Raw genomic sequence first — 18358 nt, 5'->3', positions numbered from 1 at the left:
AACAGGGAACAGGGAACAGGGAACAGGGATTAGGGAACAGGGATTAGGGATTAGAGAACACACCCGAAGAAACAAAATCAAGTCCCATTCCCTTGTGAAGGGAATGGGGAGGGTGGGGGGAAAACAATATTTGATAAACTAATCATACCTTTTAAAACAACCTCTTAGGATAGGTGAGGATAAACACCTACAGATTATGTTCATCTGTGGTTCATCAACCCAATACATGATGCTGTTAATCGAGGCTATCCCGCAATTTTTTCAGGTCATAATCAACCATTAATTCTACCAGTTGTGTGAAATTATATTCAGGTTGCCAACCTAACTCAGTTTTAATTTTATCCACAGCACCAACTAACTGCACTGGTTCATCAGGACGGTAAAAAGCGGGGTCAACTGTCACATGATCTTGCCAATTGAGACCAACGCTGTTAAAAGCAGATTCGACTAATTCTCTCACAGAATGAGTTTCACCACTGGCAATAATATAATCTTCCGGCTGTTGTTGCTGCAACATCAACCACATGGCATAAACAGCATCTTTAGCGTAGCACCAATCACGACGGGCATCTAAATTACCTAATTTTAGTTCATTTGCCAAACCCAGTTTAATTTGGGCGACGGCGTGGGTAATTTTACGAAATACAAATTCTGTACCCCGTCGTGGTGATTCGTGAGTATAAGTAATACCACAACAGGCGTAAAGGTCGTATTTTTGCCGATAGTTAACAGTCATCCAGTGGGCGTAAGCTTTGGCCACACCGTAGGGGTTACGGGGACGAAAAGCGGTGCGTTCGGTTTGGGGTGACTCATCAGGTTGACCAAAAACTTCACTGCTAGAGGCTTGGTAAAATCTTACATCTGGTTTGCAGCGGCGAATAGATTCTAAGATACGGGAAACTCCTAAAGCTGTATATTCAGCTGTCAAAGCTGGTTGAGTCCAAGAAAGGGGGACGTAGCTTTGAGATGCAAGGTTGTAAATCTCATCTGGTTGTGAATCGGTAATTACATCCATTAAGGAAGATTGATCGAGGAGGTCACCGGAGACAATCTCTACATTATCTCCCAGGTGGCTAATACGTTCTAGGTTGCTGGTGCTGGAACGACGGACTAGTCCGAATACTTGATAACCTTTGGTTAAGAGAATTTCGGCCAGATAGGAACCATCTTGTCCAGTGAGTCCGGTGATGAGGGCTTTTTTGGTAGTCATTGTTAATAAAGTAAATTATATGAGTTCAATTTGAGAATCATCACCAATCAAAAACCGTAAGGCTTTAGGACGACGAGGCGCAACTGTTAATTGGGCGCGTTGTCCAATGACGCTATCAATGATACGCTGATTAATGCCGATAATTTTAGCACCTTCTAAAATTACACTATGCTCCAAATCAGTATCAATGAGCTTGGTGTGATCAGCAATGCTGCTATAGGGGCCAATAAAGCAGTTTTCTAAATAGCAATTCTTGCCAATCACTACTGGTCCGCGAATTGTACAGTTAATAATTTGGGAATTAGTCCCAATTTCTACTCGCCCAATAATCTGACTTTTGCTGTCAACGTCACCTAAATTAGATGCTTTTAAATAAGTATCGAGAATTAAACGGTTAGCTTCTAGTAAATCATCTTTTTTCCCAGTATCTAGCCACCAACCATCTAGGTTACAGGCTATGACTTGTTTTTTGTGGTCAATTAAACATTGAATCGCATCGGTGATTTCTAATTCGCCTCTGTTTGATGGTTGGATGCGATTAATCGCGTCATGAATAATGGGGGAAAAGAAATAAACCCCGACTAATGCTAAATTTGATGGGGGAACTTTGGGTTTTTCAATTAGTTCTAATACTTGCCCTGTGTGGTCTACTTTAGCAACACCAAAAGCACTAGGGTTGACAACTTCCCGCAGTAGAATTAATGCTTCTGGTTGTTGTTGCGTAAATTTTTGTAGAAAGTAACTTAAGTCTCCTGGTTGAATGAGGTTGTCACCCAAGTACATGATAAAGGGTGAATCTGCTAGAAAGGTACGGGCGACTTTGACCGCATGAGCTAATCCGGCGGGTTGGTCTTGTAAAATATAGGTGATGTTAGCGCCAAAACGTTGACCATCTCCGGTTTTATTTTTTACTTCTGCTCCGGTTTCAGGGCTGATAATGATACCAATATCAGTGATACCCGCGGCAACCATTTCTTGAATGCCATACCATAAAATGGGTCTGTTGGCAACGGGTACGAGTTGTTTTGCACCTGTATAAGTGAGTGGGCGTAGGCGTGTACCTTTACCGCCAGAGAGAATCAGTGCTTTCATAGTGATTTGGATTGAGAGCGCCAGTCTGTGAGCATGAGTCTGAGTCTTTGTCGCCAATGGGGCGGGTAAGTCCCTAAAACTTCTGATATTTTCCCACAAGCTAGGACAGGATAAGCTGGGCGACGGGCTAAGGTGGGATATTCGGCGGTGGTGATGGGGATGACTTTGGGTGGTGTGATGGGAAAACCTAGTTGTTGGGCTTCTGCAAAAATTGCGAGGGCGAAATCATACCAGCTAATCACGCCACTATTGGTATAGTGGTAAGTGCCGGCAATTTTTGGTGTGCACTGGGGTATGATCTGGGCGATCGCCTGCGCAATATCTCGCGCCCATGTGGGACTACCAATTTGGTCTGTAACTACACCAATTTCTGGGCGTTCTTTACCCAGTCGCAGCATGGTTTTGACAAAGTTACTTTTACCAAAACTGCCATAAACCCAAGCTGTCCGCAGGATAATATGATGGGGGTGGGTTTGTTGAATTGCTCTTTCCCCCGCTAGTTTGGTTTGACCGTAAATATTTAGGGGGTTAGTTAGATCATTTTCTTGATATGGGCGAGTTTGTTGACCATCAAAGACATAATCTGTAGACAGGTGAATCAGGAAACAACCCAGTTTTTTGCTTTCTGTGGCGATAATTTCCGGCGCTGTTGCATTGATGGCTGTGGCTAATTCCGGTTCGGTTTCGGCTTTGTCTACAGCAGTGTAAGCGGCGGCGTTAATAATGATTTGGGGTTGGATATCTCTAATAATTTGCGCCAAGCGATCGGTTTGAGTTAAATCAATGTTGGGACGTGCTAGGGGAATAATTTTGTGATGGGGTGCAAGAATGTTTTCGATTTCTTGACCAACTTGACCTTTACTACCCAGTAGTAAGATTGATTTATTCATAGATTTGTGCTGTTCTAAATGCTTGACCTTGAGTATCTTTATCTGATAAAATAGGTTTAGCTTTGATAGGCCAGTCAATCCCTAAATCTGGATCATCCCAGCTAATGGTGCGATCGCCTTGAGGACAGTAATAATCTGTAGTTTTATATATAACTTCTGCCGTTGCTGACAGCACGAGAAAACCGTGAGCAAAGCCCGGTGGTATCCACATTTGGTGTTTATTCTCCGCGCTGAGTTCATAACCTACCCATTTTCCGCAGGTGGGGGAACTTTTTCTAATATCTACAGCGACATCAAAGATGGTACCCACCACAGCGCGGACTAATTTACCTTGGGGTTGAATAATTTGATAGTGCAGTCCCCGCAGGACGTTCTGCTGGGAACCAGAATGGTTATCTTGGACGAAGTTGACAGTAATACCTAATTGCTCAGTAAATTTTTGCTGATTGTATGATTCCCAGAAAAAACCCCGCGAGTCAGCAAATACTTGCGGTTCGATGAGATGAACCTCAGGAATTTCAGTGGGTGTAACTTTCACAGGTGTTGCTTATACCGATGTTAGCACTAGTAATTTAGCACATAATATTTCTCTAACTCTTAACCCCATTATGCAAAAGATTTTTGGCGATCGCCAGATATCAGTTAATGACACCGAATGCAGTGCTATAGTAGTGTCATGACAGAGCAAGCCCCATTACATCTGGTTATCGACACCAACATCGTTTTAGAAGGCTTAACCAAACAGGGGGGCGCATCAGGGCTGATCATCGAAGCTTGGTTAGGAGAATTATTTATCGTTCATATTTCCACAGCGATCGCCTATGAGTACCAAGATGTTTTGACCCGCAAACTATGGGCAAAACAGTTCCTAGGTTTAACTGTTCTGTCCCCCGTCGAACTCATTCTGAAACTGACAGGAGATCAATAAAATGAGCCGTCTCACCCTACGCTTACCCGAAAGCCTCCATCAACAACTCAGTTATCAAGCCTCCCAAGAGGGCGTATCCCTAAATCAATACATCGTCTATGCCCTAACACGACAAGTTTCCCAAAATTATGTCGTTGAACCCGTTTCCGCTCAGACCGTTGAACAGCAGAGTATTTCATTCCAAAAACTGCTCAATGATTTGGGTCAGGCGACCCCCGAAGAGGTAAAACTCTCACTAGACACAAGGGAAGTGGTAGAACCAGAAAATGAACTAAGCGCCGATATTATCTCTAAACTCCGACAGAAGATAGCGAGCAAAGCCTAGATTTTGAGCACAGAATTTTTGGCTGACAACTATCCCACAGGCGATCGCTACTCTTATGACTTTAATTCTTGGGATATTGATCAAATAATACTCCTATAAGCCTTTAATGTTTGTTTTGCTGTTATTTCCCAGGAAAATAATTTGGCTCTGTCTCGACCTTTATTAATTAATTGTTGGCGTAAATCAGAATTACTAATTACTTCTAAAATCCCTGTAGCTAATTGCATGGGGTCATTGGGGTCAATGAATATAGCTGCATCTCCTGCAACTTCTGGGAGGGAGGAAGTGTTAGCAGTGACCACAGGTGCGCCTAAAGTCATTGCTTCTAAGACAGGTAAACCGAATCCTTCATAATGGGATGGATAAACAAATACATCAGCTTGGGAGTAAAATAATCCTACTAATTGGTTATTGAGGTATTCTAAATGGTGAATTTTGTTTTGCCAAGGTGAATTTTCAATCGCTGCAAATATTGGCTTGTAGTTCCATCCTTTTTTACCTATTAAGACTAATTGATGAGGAATTTGATATTTTTGGTTTAATAAATTAAATGCAGTAATGATGTTTTCAATGTTTTTTCTGGGTTCTATGGTGCTGACAAACAAAATATAAGGTTGAGAAAAATCATATTTAATTTTTGTTTCTAATTCTTGAATATTTGCTGGTTCTAAGAAGGATGGATGATAGCGACTAGCTAAGGGAGTTACATAAATTTTTTCTGGTGCTACGTGCAAATATTCGATAATATCTTGTTTAGAGCTTTCGGAAATTGTTAATACTAAATCTGTCCACTGTAAACAGCGCCGTACTCTTTCTGTATATGTTTTGACTACTGCATCTACATACTGAGGATATTTGATAAATGTCAAATCATATATATTCATTACCTTGAGGCTATTTTGACAAGGATAGACTGAGTAATTAGTACCATGTAAGATATCTGGAGAGTCAAAATATTTTTCCCAGTAAGATAAACCAGGTTTAAACTCTGAAGCTAAGAGTAAATTTGATAGTCTTACAGGTAAGGGGAATACATGACCATGGGGGTAATGTTTCAAAGCATCAGGAAGGCGCAAATCACCCCGTAACCAATTTTTTAAACCTGGTTGATAAACTATTCCTAACTCAAAATTATCTGCTGTTTGTATTGCACTCAGAGCAGATATTAAATTAGCTACATAAAACCCAATCCCACTCGGTTGGGGTTCTACTGGGGTAGCATCAATGAGGATTTTCACCATGAAAATTATCAAATTTTATCTTAATCGGTCATTTTTGCCAAACTACTAAAATCACTGTATTTTAACCATTCAATTCAAAAACATTGAAACAGCACTCATTTATCAGAAATTAATCGATCACTTCGTCACCATTTCATCTCTCTGTCATTATGGAAAGCAATAATATCCATAGTTTCGAGAATCTCAAGTTTGAGCGTTTCGGGTTGTAAAGCATTGTTTAAATCATGAATTGCAAAAACTTGATAATTTAAATTATTAAGAATATTCACATATTGGCTTGCATTGATTCCTGAACATTGTTGCAACCAATATTCATTAATTTCTGAAAAAATGATGGGTTTATAATTATTAATTATATTCTTCATCCCATCCAGTGCCTGGGGCTCATGACCTTCTATGTCAATTTTGATGATATCGACTTGAGAAGTTAAAATATCATCTACAGCCGCAGCCTGAATTGTGATTTTCTCCCCCAGATTTATCTCAGTATTAACGTACATATTAGATACTATTGAACCAGATAATAGTTTATTACTATCTGAACAGGCAATTTTGTAAGTTTTTACTCTCTCTTGAAAATTATTTTCCTGAATATTTTTTACCAATAAATCATAACTTTTTTCCATTGGTTCAAAGGCATGAACCTCTGCACCGATAGAAGCCATCAAGCAAGTGTAAAATCCTGTTTGGGCGCCAGCGTCAATACAAATCATTCCTGGCTTGACGATTTTTTTGATTAATTCTACCGAAAATGGCTCATAATATCCTAAAGCCATGACTACGCCCATTTCTCTATCGCTACTGTTAAACCAGAAACGAAAATTTTCTATTTCTGAAAGCAGTATTTTATTCGGAGGTAAAAATCCTGGTGATTTAGAAAACTCTTCAGATCCTATCAAATTGTTTAAAAATTCCCTCAAGGTTACCTTCTCAAGAGAGAGTAAGTCTGGTAATTCCTTCAATAGAGATGGATTACGTCCAAGTAATAATCTATATGCGAAGAAAGCATCTATAGGATTAATTTCTTTACCAAATTGGATAGTATCATATTTTTGCAGAATCTCATCAAGTTTAATATGTAAAGGATGAGCGTATAATCTTGCGGTTTTATTTCTCAATGTCTTAAGAATGTTTTGAATATCTTTGATAAATTGGTTCATAGTGCTCATCCTAAAAAATTCAAATAAAAATCATCAACTTTTACGTTATATTTTTTCATCCCTCTGAGGAAGTTTTCCCGAAAACCCGGAGTATTTTTGTAGTGAGACTCACTTAAAAACAGTTCTCGATATCTTTCTGGGTGTTTTTGCATCAATAAAACATCTTTCTCAAAAAATCGGTTTCTTTCTTCCAGACTTTCACCTTTATTAGTGCGGAGATGAGGAGGGTGAAAAACACAAACATCATGAGCGAAAGGAATTTTACCATACTGGGCAATTCTCCAAGCTAAATCAGTATCTTCACGAAAATGTGGATTATCAAAACGTTCATCAAATCCATCAACAGCCATAAATACTTCGCGTCTAACTAGTAAATTTGCTGTCATAAACCCGATTCCTTCAAATCCTAAATTTGTTACAGGACGGTAATTTATATCGTTAACTTTATCAGAAATAATCAGTCCTTCTACGCCAACTACATCCTGACATTCAAAGTATTTTATGCTATTTATCAGCCAATCCGACCTAGGTTGACAATCATCATCAGTGAAAGCTATAATTTTTCCTCTAGCGTAGTAAGCTGCTGTATTTCTAGCTATTACTGCTCCTTTAATATTAGTATGGATATAAACAATGTCTAAATTAGAATAATTGTCTTTTTCTTTCCATGATGTTCTACTTTGGTCAACTATAATAATTTCAAATTCTTTGTATGTCTGATTTTGTAGTAGCTCTAATAATTTTGCTAATTTATCATGTCTTTCATAGGTAGGAACAATGACACTAAAAAAGGGAATATTTTTACTTATATTTAACCTAGTTCTATGAAGCAAAAAACCTAAATCATGGGAGATTCTTTGCCAAGAATACTTTCTTTCTACTAAACTTCTGGCTGCTTTACCCAAAACATCGCTATACGCTTTATCTTGAATAATTACTGGGATAGTACTCCTAAAATCTTCTGCTGTGCAAATATGGATGGCTGTTTCTGAACCTTGAAAAATACCCCTAGCACCAATTGGTGTTGAAATGACAGGTAACCCAGCAGCCATAAAGTCAAACATCTTGATATTTGTACCTGAACCCGAAAACATAGGGTTAATCGCCAGATCAGATGCAGCTAAATAGTTAAGTTTTTCACTTTCCTTTAAAAACCCTGTGAGAATAACATTACTAATATTTCTTTTTTTTAGTTCGCCGTTGCTGAATTGATCACAGACACCGCCGCAGATGGCAAACTGTATATTAGGTAAAGCTGGAGCTAATTCATCAATAATAAACCTGGCTGCTTCAACGTTAGGTAGATAAGAGCTACCCATAAAAATAGCCACTGGAGTATCTCCTAAATTTAATTTCTTCTTGGCTATTTTTTTCTGACTACCACTTACATAGGGAATTTTATCTGTAAATACACCATTGGGAACAATGGCTATTTTACTAAAGGGAATATTATATAATTTATTAAATAATTCTCTATCTTCCTGGGAACAAGCCAGAATTAAATCGCAGTTATGACACAGAGCATATTCTATGGTAACTACATTTTGAGCAATTTCAGTTCCTAACCCACCATCATCTAATAAACTCGTTCTTAATAAACCTTCCACATTCTGAGAATCGTAAACGACAAGCTGGGGAGGGTGTTGTAAGGAATCCTTGACTAATGGGTAAACCCAGGGATGAGAGAAAATTACAATATCTGATTCAGTGACTTTGCTTTTTGCTGTTTCGACAAATTCACTAGAATAATGCCCCAGCAAATTAAAGCAAGAATCTATAATTGTTTTACCACCCAACCGGGACTGCAATTTAGCACATTCAACAAAGTGTTGCTCACTCAAAGGAATATCAATTTCCTCTAAATTTTTACTCAACCGATGATGTCGATATTTTTCTCCCTCCCAGTCATAGGACCCAATATATGTAGTAGGAACACAGTCACCCATGCCGTGATATAGTCCTAGTAGGCGCAGTCTCCCACCCCCAATAGGTGGATCAATGGGTTGCATATCTAAAACAGTCACTCGGAAAATTTGTTTTTGCGTCATTTTGATTAACTTTTATTATTCATTGTTATTTTGCAAAACACTTAATAACCTCTGAGATATATTTGACCAGTTAATGTGACTAATTGCAACTTTGCCCCGATCGCCCATGATTTTAGCTTGTTCTGGGTTTTTAATGAAGTATTCTATGGCTCTAGCGATTTCCTTGGGTTTAGGCGGAACCACTAAACCATTTATACCGTCCTTAACAAACTGTAAAGATTCTCCAGAATCTTGGCAAGTAATCACTGGTTTAAAATGAGAAAAAGCCTCTAAAGTTACATAGCCATAATCTTCTCTGATGGGTACAAATGGTACTACTAAAGCATTAGCATATAAGTTCAACAGTTCTTCATCGGAAACTCGACCCAAAAATTCTATCCGCTTATCTGTCTCACTGAGTGTGCGTAATTCTTGATCCTGTTCTCCCGTACCGGCAATTTTGAGGCTAATGGGGTACCGGAGGTGAGCCATTGCTTTAATCACTAAATCTACGCGCTTCCAGCGGTGTAGCCTTCCTGGTAAAAATATATGGTCATATTTCCCCCTGCTGAAATTGTTTAATACTAGTGCTGGATGTAAAACTTCACTCTTTACACCGTTCCACTGCATTAGTCTTTGACTAACTTCGTTACCAATAGTAAAAACTTTTTGAGTTCTTGGAGGTCGTAAGGCTCCTGTGTCTAGTTGTTGAATAGTTTCTCTTTGAGTTGTTAAAACTTGATTCCCCCTACCAAATTCCTGCTCAAACATATCATAAAATACTCTGATTGTATGAACCAAATAGCATATATGATTAGGATGACGCAGCAAAAAAGTAGGAGCTTTGGTAGAAATTACCCCATCATAAGCAGAGAGGTCTAAATCATAGCAACGTAAATATGATTCTTGTATGGTTTCAAAGCTAGATTCATCAATTAAGACCTCAACCATATCTGCAGATGTAGTTGTGGTATTGAGGGAATTGACAAGACCTGTAAAAAACCTTTCTGCGCCTCCAGTTTCCCCACCGATCATACGTGGTACTACAACTGCAATTTTGTAGCTACTCATGTTTATAACCTACAATTGCATAATCTTGGCAACCATAAAAGTAATGATTAAAGCGTTGGGCTAAATCTTCACCTTTAACTTGTTGATTCTCTGGATATGGATGTAATTTCATCACTTGGATATTACATAAACCAGATATTTCAGCGATCAACTGAATTGTGGCGCTAGGTAATGGGTGGTGATGGGTGGGATCTAAATAAAAATTATTGCTACCTACTAAAATGTTCTCAGGATTGGGGGTTTCAAAAATTACTAACCCCAGGGGTTTCAGCACCCTGACTGTTTCTGCAAATAACCGCATCAATACTTTAAAGGGTAAATGCTCAATAATATGAAATCCTGTGACTGCACCCAAACTGTTTTCTGGTAAAGTTTGTAAATAATCGATCACATCTGCGGCTATAACATCCAAAGCTCTGGCTTGACATTGCTCTATCATCACTCTATTGATATCTATACCTTTAGATATATATCCAGAGTCCCTGAGTAATTCTAACCATTCACCCCGCCCACAGCCTATATCTAAAATAGGTGCTTCTGGTGTGCCAATATTAGCTTGCGCAATCAGAGGTAAATATACTTTTAATCTATTTAATATATCTTCACGGCTACCCCGGAAATAATCTTCAAAAGCCACATAGAAAGCATCTAACAAATGCTCATCTTCATTGACAAAGGTTTGTAGCTGTTCTTGATCAAAAGGTGCGGGTAATCGTCGCCGTGCTTCCTCTAAAAATAATCCTATTAACCGCTGCTGCTGCATGAGGTCATTCTTGACATAGCTGTCATTTCTGATATAATTCTCATGGCTGGTTTGTAGTTGGGTATCTACTGTCTGTAGGCGCTCATGGGTGGTTTGTAGTTGAGTATCTACTGTCTGTAGGCGCTCATGGGTGGTTTGTAGTTGAGTATCTACTGTTTGTAGGCGCTCATGGGTGGTTTGTAGTTGGGTATCTACTGTCTGTAGGCGCTCATGGGTGGTTTGTAGTTGGGTATCTACTGTTTGTAAATTTTCATTAATCTGTGTTTTTAAGCTGGAGATTTCTGCTATTAGTTGTTGGTTGATAACTACAGATTCTCTGAGAGCTTGGAGCAAATTAAAATTTATTTCTCTTTGGTCTTTGAAGAGAAAATTTAATAATTTTAAGGTGGCTTTTTGTAACTTTTTGCTCAGATTAAAAGGAAAGCGGTTGAGTTTATCAGGCCACTTGGTGCGAGTATATGCCCTATCCTCAGCATTTTTGAGGAAAGATTCAATATAACTCAGGTGTAATGTCAGATTACTTGTATCTGGGTCAGATGATTTGATGACTCGATGAGGTTGACCCTTGCGTTTAGCCACCTCATTGCGGATCTTGGCCATTAATTCATCAACGTTAATTTCGGGATTGTTTTCTCCGATCATCGCTCAACATATCTAACTAAATTAAGATGTATCCTATCATCACATGAACAGTGACTAACATGGTTTACAAAAAAAACTAGTTCTAGCTCTCCCTTAAAGATAGCTGTGGTTTAAATGTATCATTTCTGGGGAAAATTTCAGCAATTTTGGGTAATTTTTGGCAGCAGTTAACTATAATATTCTCACCGATCGCGATCGCCATGGAAAACTAAAAAACATAGATTTTAATTTTGCCTTCAGATCCACTGCTTATAGGGGTAGGCGATCGCTGCTCTTAACCCCTCACCTTTGTGGTAGGGGCGATAGCGAAGCGCGGCTGGCTGCAAGCAGATCGCGGCGATGGGTGTTGACCGCGGATGTTGACTCTGCTGGGCAATATCCCCGACTTCTACCAAAATTTATCACTACCTGACAAGATTATAGTCAGAAGTCGGGGATATGAGTGTTTAACACTCAGTCGGATTGATCCGACTTAAGCTATTAGACAGGGGTTTCTAACCCCTGGCGGGGTGGTCGATCGCACTTTGTGGTAGGGGCGATAGCGAAGCGCTGCTGCAAGCAGATCGCGGCGATGGGTGTTGACCGCGGATGTTGACTCTGCTGGGCAATATCCCCGACTTCTACGAAAATTTATCACTACCTGACAAGATCATGGTGAGAAGTCGGGGATATGAGTACTAATTCTGACAAAAAAAAGGGCATAAGTTGATTATGCCCTAGAAAAACTTATGAAAAAGGTATGTTCCTATTCATCTACGCAAGAATGAAATCTGCTGTACTTAGAGGCAAGTTACCATTGAGTTGAATGAATAAATCATCTGTGAGATCAGGTGTTTGATTAGTAGCCAGGATGAAAGTGTTACCTCCCAAATTAAAGTAACCAAACCTATCAGCACCTATGAGAGTGGCTGCATTATTTGCAGCATCCGCCAAATTCGCACCCGCAGGGGCAACTAGTCCTTCAAAGTCAGCTACAGTAAAGTTTAATGCTCTCAGGTCAATCTGGTCTTGTCGTGTTGCTGCAGCTCCTCCTACTCCTGGGATTGCTTCCGTAAAGCCAGTAATACTATCAAAAGTTACTCTATTCGAGTGAGCAGCAGATGTATAAATGAAGGTGTCATTACCACCACCACCTGTTAAAGTATCGGCATCAGCGCTACTTCTAAAAGTGTCATTACCAGTACCACCTGTTAAGATGTCATTAAGAGCAGTACCAGTAACTGTTAACTGTCCAGTATAGGCGGGTCCACCAACACCAGACCCATCAATTGTGATACCTTGGCGAGCATCTTCTGGCAGTGTGGGGGCTGCTATGAACAGGTTTCTGTCCTGATTTCCATCTCCAACTCCATCTGCCGCTCTTCCTGATCCGATAACATTGATAGTTAACCCCTCGTTACCATATTCTAGGGTATCAATTCGATTGGGAGTGGTGCTTACACTGGTATTATTATTCCGGTCAGAGACTAAAGTCAGAGCTGCGATGTTTTGATCTAAGGTTAAGTTAACCCGTTGCTGTGCTCCTTGAAGGGTTAATGTCCCTGTATTATCTAAGCTAATTCGATCATTTTGATCAGCACCTCTGAGGGTAACATTACCTGCTGGAGCTGCTGGAGTTACAAATTCAAAGCGGTTAATACCGGTGATTTGCCCAGCATCTGCGGTCAATGTAGTTCCATTCAAGCGCAGGATTTCAATACCTTGAGCACGGTTATTGATGACAGCAACATTAGTGGGTAGTTGAGCATTACCTGTAGGTGTCAAATCAGCCAGAATGTTAATAGCTGGACCTTGTATAAGTTCTAAGGTATCTGTTCCGTCGCCACCTTGGAAAGTTCCGTTGCGCCCAAAGAATCGCCCTGCATTGAATATGAATGTGTCATCTAAGGCAGTACCAGTGGCATTCAAATCCGCAGTGAAGTTTCTAGCATCAATAGTAACACCGTCTTCAGCATCTTCTGGAAGCTCAATTCCCCCGATGGTTAAAGCTCTCTCTTGAGTTCCCAGAGCATCAAGCCCTGTTGGACTTGTTAAAACGTTAATTGTTAATCCATCAACATCAGATACTAGTCTGGTAATAACATTTCTACCGGCAACAGTAGCATTATTAAATCTGTCAGAGGTTAAATTCAGAGTAGGGGTTAAACCCGCATTAGGTACGTTTACTAAAGGTACGTTTTCTAAAGTCAAATCAACACTTGCTTGTGCTGCTCCTTGGAGGTTTAATCTCCCTGTACCATCTAGGGTGAAGCTATCAGCAGCAGCAGCATTGCTGAGGTCAACCGTGTTAGCGGCAAACTCATATCTGTTAACAGCAGTAATTCTGCTAGCGTCTACTGTTACAGTAGGTACGTTAACATTTAGATTTCCTTGCAAGCGCAAGATGTTAATATTCTGAGCTGCGTTAACAGCATTGAGTAAAGGAGGGTTGGTGTTGTTCATAACAACAGCAGCATCACTCCTCAATACTAATGTATCTGTACCATTACCACCATCAACTCTGTCCTGAGTATCAAAGTTGGCAAGCACAAACCCAATAGTGTCATCACCGGAACTACCTGTGAAGTTAACCCTACCGTTATTAAAGGTTAATTCTACACCGCCACTGTTAGCAGAGGCATTAACAGTTGTCTGTGCAGTGGGGTTTAAGGTAATTCCGTTGGTAACTTCTAGCCTTGCATCCCCGCTAATATTGATGTTTCTGAGGGTTATATCTGCTGGGTTTCCATTGTTTGCTAGTCCTCCACCAGTAATTGTATTCACCCCATCGTCAAATTCACTTTCCGACCTCAGGTTAACAGTCTCGACCCGATTACCTTCTATTGTCAGGTTTGTTGAAGAATCAGTCATGGAAACAGCCGCAACCGTTCCATTACCAAAGTTACCAGTGATAGGCCTATTGGTGACATTATCAATACCAAGTTCAACATCCCGCAGTCCGGCGACGTTCAAACCACCAAACGGATTAAACTTGACAGTAACTCTTTCCAAACCTGAACCAGCCAGAGGGCTAAAGTCAATATTTCCTAGAGCGTTGATTAATTCAACGTTTTCAACACCTCGGAGAGTGGGCAAAACGCTATTAGCGTTATAATACTTTAAAATATCTCTACCACCAGGTCCACCATCAATCCTGTCCCCTACTTGAATAGTGGCGAAAAATTGATTCCCATTGTCCCCAATGAACACGTCATTACCACTAGTACCTACAAGATTTTCATTAGGGCTGGTGGTCAGGGTAAAGGGTGTTTGGAAGTTATCAGTCAGACCTTGAGCAACGGCTACCTTATTGTTCAAAACCTCCCGATCTCGACTATCGGGAGCAGCAGCCTCTAATATTTCTAGAACAACTTGCGCTCTGGAGGAATTGTTGATTCTTTCAACCCAAAAATTCCTACCTCCCTCGTCTGCATCGCGTCCGAAAGCATTACTGTAGATTAACTCCACAAAATCACGGTTAATCAACCCGGTATATCTTTGTTGCGCCTCTTCTGAACCGATAATACTGGCGGTGATATCAGCGATAGATATACCTTCATTCAGCTGAGAAACCCAAAAAGCCTGACCCCCTGCATCTGCGGCTCTACCCAGCAATGTCACATAAAGGGATTGCACAAGTGAGCGATGGGTATCATTCTTAGCAGTTTCAACTCGACGATTTAAAACTTCTCTATCAGCAGTTCCGGCTGAAGCAATAATATCACGGACTACTTGAGCTTGTGTATCTACGGTGGGTGATGCGCCTAACCTCTCGACCCAATAAGCCTTACCACCTGAATCTGCTACCCGACCAAAGGCGTTGCTGTAGATAAACTCAATAAATTCACCGGGTGTAAAATCAGCAATTCTTGCTTGTACTGCTGGTGAATTAGTCAGTTCTGTGGCCAAGGTTGTGAGAGGAGATAGACCGAGATTTAACCGCCTCGTCCAAAATGCAAAAGCTTCTGGTTCTGCTCCTCTACCAAGGAGGGCAACATAGAGGCTTTGGATGTTATTGATATTTTCGACTGTCATAACTTGGGATTTTCACTCCTTCAAGGTTGGATACAACGCAACACCACACTGATTGTAACAGAAAATTGACTGCAAGTTCTGTTACATACATATTATTTGGCTATCAATTTTACACTTCTTTGGTTCAAAAGTTGCCAGAGTGTAACATTATGCCACAAATTATGATATAGCATTTCCTCTTGTTTTTGTCATCTACTTTTAGATAGATGTTTAATTTGGCTTTTTGTTGTCATCTACCTAAAGGTGTATATTAATTTAAGACTCGTGATCATATGCCTATGCCCATGGTCAGGGGTTAAAAATGCCCGAAACCTAGGCAGAATAGAGATTTCACATATTAATGTGAATTCTAAGAGGATGTTTGATCAGTCATGATTAGTGTATCAACTATTATGTGACCCCTCCCTAACCCTCCCCTTGTCAGGGAAAGGTGACTGGATTTTATTGTTTTTTGTGTGTTCCCCAATCCTTCCGGCGTTACCTGTTACCTGTTACCTAAGATAAAAATTACCTAAAGATTGAACCTAATACAAGATTTTAAATCTATCAAGCCATCACAGGAAGTACCGTTATGGACTTCAAAAACTACCAGTTCATCCACCCAGTCATAACTTACGCCTGTTTCGGAATGTATACCCACAGTAATCGTATAAACCCCCTTATTCATTAAGCAGGGAACTTGAAACACAACTTGTAATTGTTGATTTTGTGGAATATCCGGTAATTTAACCTGCTGTAAGTGGGTGTTAGTACCATAAATTACTAAACCCATGAGATTTCTTAAGGATATACCAACAACTAAATCAGAAAGCTCCCCTTGAGCTAGGATTAATATACTAATTTCAAAACTCTTACCCGTCTCTAATTTGGTGACTGCTTCACCCTGGTCATCCAGAATAGTTACCTCTTGAATGACTGCTAGCTGATTACCATGCCTACTTAAACCATCATAGTGATTATTTGGACTCTTATCATCAGGCTGGTCAATTAATTGGGCGCTTTGGGTGATTCTCGTTTCGGTTTCCGGCTGATCATCTGTGCTTAACAGGGCAATATAATGGTTAACTATATCATTAGGAGTACCTATTTCTAGCATTCTGCCAGAATTCATCAACATAGCGCTATGACATAACATTTTCACACTACTGGCATCATGGGAAACAAATAATATAGTTACCCCCTGTTCTTTGAGTTGACGAATTCGCTTCATACAGCGAGCTTGAAACTTTGCATCCCCCACAGCTAAAGCTTCATCTACTATCAAAATACTCGGTTCTGTATGAGCGACTACCGCAAAAGCCAACCTGACCACCATCCCACTAGAATAAGTCTTGACAGGATGCTCGATAAAATCCCCAATTTCCGCAAAAGCTGCTATATCATCAAATTTAGCTGTTATTTCTTCTCGACTTAAGCCTAAAATTTGACCGTTAAAAAATACGTTTTGTCTCCCAGTAAACTCTGGGTTAAACCCGCTACCTAGTTCAAGGAGGGCGGATACCCTACCATTAACAAATACTTCACCTGTAGTTGGGGTGAGGGTTCCGGCGATAATTTGTAAAAGTGTGCTTTTACCAGAACCATTTTGACCAATAATTCCTAAGGTTTCCCCCTGGGGAACCTGTAAGTTAATATCCCGGAGCGCCCAAAATTCCTGGGCGTAGTTTTTATTGGGTAGTAAAATTTCCTTGAGCTTATCTACTGGACGAGGATAACGCTTGTAAGACTTGGAGATGTTCTTTAGTGAAATGGCAATTTCCTCACCCATATCTATCTTATATTATTTTCCATGGTCGTAAGGTACAAAGTTTTTTAGTTTGAGGGAACAGGGAACAGGGAACAGGGAATAGGGAATAGGGAATAGGGAATAGGGAATTGGTGTGTGCTTCATTAGACACACAGAAAGGATATATTAGTAAAAACTTTGCTACAGGACATCAGCAAAAGCCGGACGCAGCTTTTTATAAACGGTAAACCCAAAACCAAATATAATCAAGGCGACTATACTAGCAACCCCCCATTCTCCCCAATGTTGCACCTCTCCCACTAAAATTAAATCACGATATACCTCGGCGATGGACGTGAGGGGATTTAACCAAAATACCCAATTGCGCCAACCATCGGGAATTGCTGAAGCAGGATAAATAATTGGTGTTAAATACAACCAGATATTTAAAACTACCCCCAGGGTTTGGGGAACATCACGCAAAAAAACCGTCAACCCCGCAGCTAAATAACCCAAACCCGTGGTTAAAAGTAATTGGGTTAACCAAACCAAAGGTAACAGCGCCAGGGTAGTATGTAATGTGTGAGTTTGGATAGCCACAAATACAATCAACGCCATCAAACCAAAAGAACTTTCAATAAAGGTAGATAAAATTGGCACCAAGGGTAACAAAGCTAGGGGAAAAACCACCTTTTTAACTAAATTTGGTTGTCCTACCACGCAACCAGCGGACTGGATGAGTCCCCCAGAAAAAGCAATCCAGGGAAGCAAACCCGCAAATAACCACAATCCGAAGGTAAAATTATTTTCGGGGAGACTCGTCAGGCTTAACTTGACTCTCAGGACAATGGCAAATACGTAAGTATAAATCAGTAACTGTGAAAGCTGATTTACCAATGGCCACAAATTCCCCAGGATTGACCCCTTATACCGCGCTTCTAAATCTCGCCTGACTAGGGTTCTGAGTAAATCCAACTTAGCCCTTAACTGCTGATTTATTGGCAGTATACTCCTCAGCTTCCCTGGGTATCCCATAATTCCCACTAATTAATCCTTACTCATAACTGATTACTAATAGCGCTTTCTGATTATACTGCCCAAGATAACCGATTTTGATCAGAAATCGGTTATCTGACTAATAATAAACTACAGATGAGACTGTAACCATATTTGCAAATCAGCCACAGTGGTAAAGTCTAACAAGTCCTCACCCAAAGCCTCAATCTGTGATAAAGATAACCCCTGTATCTGTGATCCACACTGGGGGGA

General features: G+C 40.2%; 17 protein-coding genes. 4 read left to right on the top strand and 13 right to left on the bottom strand.

Annotated elements, in window-relative coordinates; translation table 11 throughout:
• Window positions 1-235: 235 nt before the first annotated feature.
• From NWP22_RS07360 to rfbC, 4 genes are read right to left on the bottom strand one after another with little or no spacing between them, the layout of a single operon-like run.
• The gene (locus NWP22_RS07360) at window positions 236-1210 is read right to left on the bottom strand and encodes a GDP-mannose 4,6-dehydratase (protein WP_271731844.1); all 975 of its coding nucleotides are present in this window, start codon (window positions 1208-1210) and stop codon (window positions 236-238) included.
• A 15-nt stretch (window positions 1211-1225) separates the two neighbouring features.
• The gene (locus tag NWP22_RS07355; protein ID WP_271731845.1) at window positions 1226-2302 is read right to left on the bottom strand and encodes a glucose-1-phosphate thymidylyltransferase; all 1077 of its coding nucleotides are present in this window, start codon (window positions 2300-2302) and stop codon (window positions 1226-1228) included.
• Window positions 2299-3192 (bottom strand): dTDP-4-dehydrorhamnose reductase, encoded by an 894-nt coding sequence (gene rfbD / locus NWP22_RS07350; RefSeq protein WP_271731846.1) that lies wholly within the window; start codon window positions 3190-3192, stop codon window positions 2299-2301. Before rfbD ends, NWP22_RS07355 begins: the two co-directional genes overlap by 4 nt.
• Window positions 3185-3730: a dTDP-4-dehydrorhamnose 3,5-epimerase gene (rfbC, locus tag NWP22_RS07345; protein WP_271731847.1), complete on the bottom strand. Its 546-nt coding sequence runs from the start codon at window positions 3728-3730 to the stop codon at window positions 3185-3187. Before rfbC ends, rfbD begins: the two co-directional genes overlap by 8 nt.
• On the opposite strand from rfbC, the gene NWP22_RS07340 reads away from it, so the two are divergent.
• From NWP22_RS07340 to NWP22_RS07330, 3 genes are read left to right on the top strand one after another with little or no spacing between them, the layout of a single operon-like run.
• Complete coding sequence (locus tag NWP22_RS07340) at window positions 3714-3872, top strand: hypothetical protein (RefSeq protein WP_271731849.1); 159 nt, start codon at window positions 3714-3716, stop codon at window positions 3870-3872. The genes rfbC and NWP22_RS07340 overlap by 17 nt on opposite strands.
• The gene (locus NWP22_RS07335; protein ID WP_271731851.1) at window positions 3869-4120 is read left to right on the top strand and encodes a PIN domain-containing protein; all 252 of its coding nucleotides are present in this window, start codon (window positions 3869-3871) and stop codon (window positions 4118-4120) included. Before NWP22_RS07340 ends, NWP22_RS07335 begins: the two co-directional genes overlap by 4 nt.
• A 1-nt stretch (window position 4121) precedes the next feature.
• Window positions 4122-4445 carry a YlcI/YnfO family protein gene (locus tag NWP22_RS07330; protein WP_271731853.1) on the top strand — a complete coding sequence of 108 codons (324 nt, stop codon included), beginning with the start codon at window positions 4122-4124 and terminating at the stop codon, window positions 4443-4445.
• Window positions 4446-4525: 80 nt separating this feature from the next.
• On the opposite strand, the gene NWP22_RS07325 is transcribed toward NWP22_RS07330, so the two are convergent.
• The 5 genes from NWP22_RS07325 to NWP22_RS07305 all read right to left on the bottom strand — a co-directional run bounded on the left by NWP22_RS07325 (window position 4526) and on the right by NWP22_RS07305 (window position 11349).
• Window positions 4526-5686, bottom strand: a complete 1161-nt coding sequence (locus tag NWP22_RS07325; RefSeq protein WP_280801689.1) for a glycosyltransferase family 4 protein — start codon at window positions 5684-5686, stop codon at window positions 4526-4528.
• Window positions 5687-5811: 125 nt separating this feature from the next.
• On the bottom strand, window positions 5812-6846 hold the full coding sequence (locus NWP22_RS07320) for an FkbM family methyltransferase (RefSeq protein ID WP_280801688.1): 1035 nt from the start codon (window positions 6844-6846) through the stop codon (window positions 5812-5814).
• A gap of 5 nt (window positions 6847-6851) precedes the next feature.
• Window positions 6852-8642 carry a glycosyltransferase gene (locus NWP22_RS07315; RefSeq protein ID WP_280801687.1) on the bottom strand — a complete coding sequence of 597 codons (1791 nt, stop codon included), beginning with the start codon at window positions 8640-8642 and terminating at the stop codon, window positions 6852-6854.
• Between the two features lie 267 nt (window positions 8643-8909).
• Entirely contained in the window at window positions 8910-9944 is a 1035-nt protein-coding gene (locus tag NWP22_RS07310; RefSeq protein WP_280801686.1) for a glycosyltransferase family 4 protein, read from the bottom strand.
• Entirely contained in the window at window positions 9937-11349 is a 1413-nt protein-coding gene (locus NWP22_RS07305) for a methyltransferase domain-containing protein (RefSeq protein WP_280801685.1), read from the bottom strand. Before NWP22_RS07305 ends, NWP22_RS07310 begins: the two co-directional genes overlap by 8 nt.
• Window positions 11350-11506: 157 nt before the next feature.
• On the opposite strand from NWP22_RS07305, the gene NWP22_RS07300 reads away from it, so the two are divergent.
• Window positions 11507-11761 (top strand): hypothetical protein, encoded by a 255-nt coding sequence (locus NWP22_RS07300; protein WP_280801684.1) that lies wholly within the window; start codon window positions 11507-11509, stop codon window positions 11759-11761.
• Between the two features lie 341 nt (window positions 11762-12102).
• Here NWP22_RS07300 and NWP22_RS07295 read toward each other — a convergent pair whose 3' ends face one another.
• From NWP22_RS07295 to NWP22_RS07280, 4 genes are all read right to left on the bottom strand, one after another.
• The gene (locus NWP22_RS07295) at window positions 12103-15363 is read right to left on the bottom strand and encodes a DUF4214 domain-containing protein (RefSeq protein WP_280801683.1); all 3261 of its coding nucleotides are present in this window, start codon (window positions 15361-15363) and stop codon (window positions 12103-12105) included.
• A gap of 511 nt (window positions 15364-15874) precedes the next feature.
• Window positions 15875-17131 (bottom strand): ABC transporter ATP-binding protein, encoded by a 1257-nt coding sequence (locus NWP22_RS07290; RefSeq protein ID WP_280801682.1) that lies wholly within the window; start codon window positions 17129-17131, stop codon window positions 15875-15877.
• 159 nt (window positions 17132-17290) lie between these two features.
• Window positions 17291-18124 (bottom strand): ABC transporter permease, encoded by an 834-nt coding sequence (locus NWP22_RS07285; protein ID WP_280801681.1) that lies wholly within the window; start codon window positions 18122-18124, stop codon window positions 17291-17293.
• Between the two features lie 111 nt (window positions 18125-18235).
• Window positions 18236-18358, bottom strand: a 123-nt coding sequence (locus tag NWP22_RS07280; RefSeq protein ID WP_271731874.1) for a DUF4351 domain-containing protein, incomplete at its 5' end; no start/stop codon positions are given.

This window comes from Anabaenopsis tanganyikae CS-531, assembly GCF_029891675.1.
Taxonomy (GTDB): domain Bacteria; phylum Cyanobacteriota; class Cyanobacteriia; order Cyanobacteriales; family Nostocaceae; genus Anabaenopsis; species Anabaenopsis arnoldii.
This window is presented reverse-complemented; position numbering and strand designations above follow the sequence as displayed.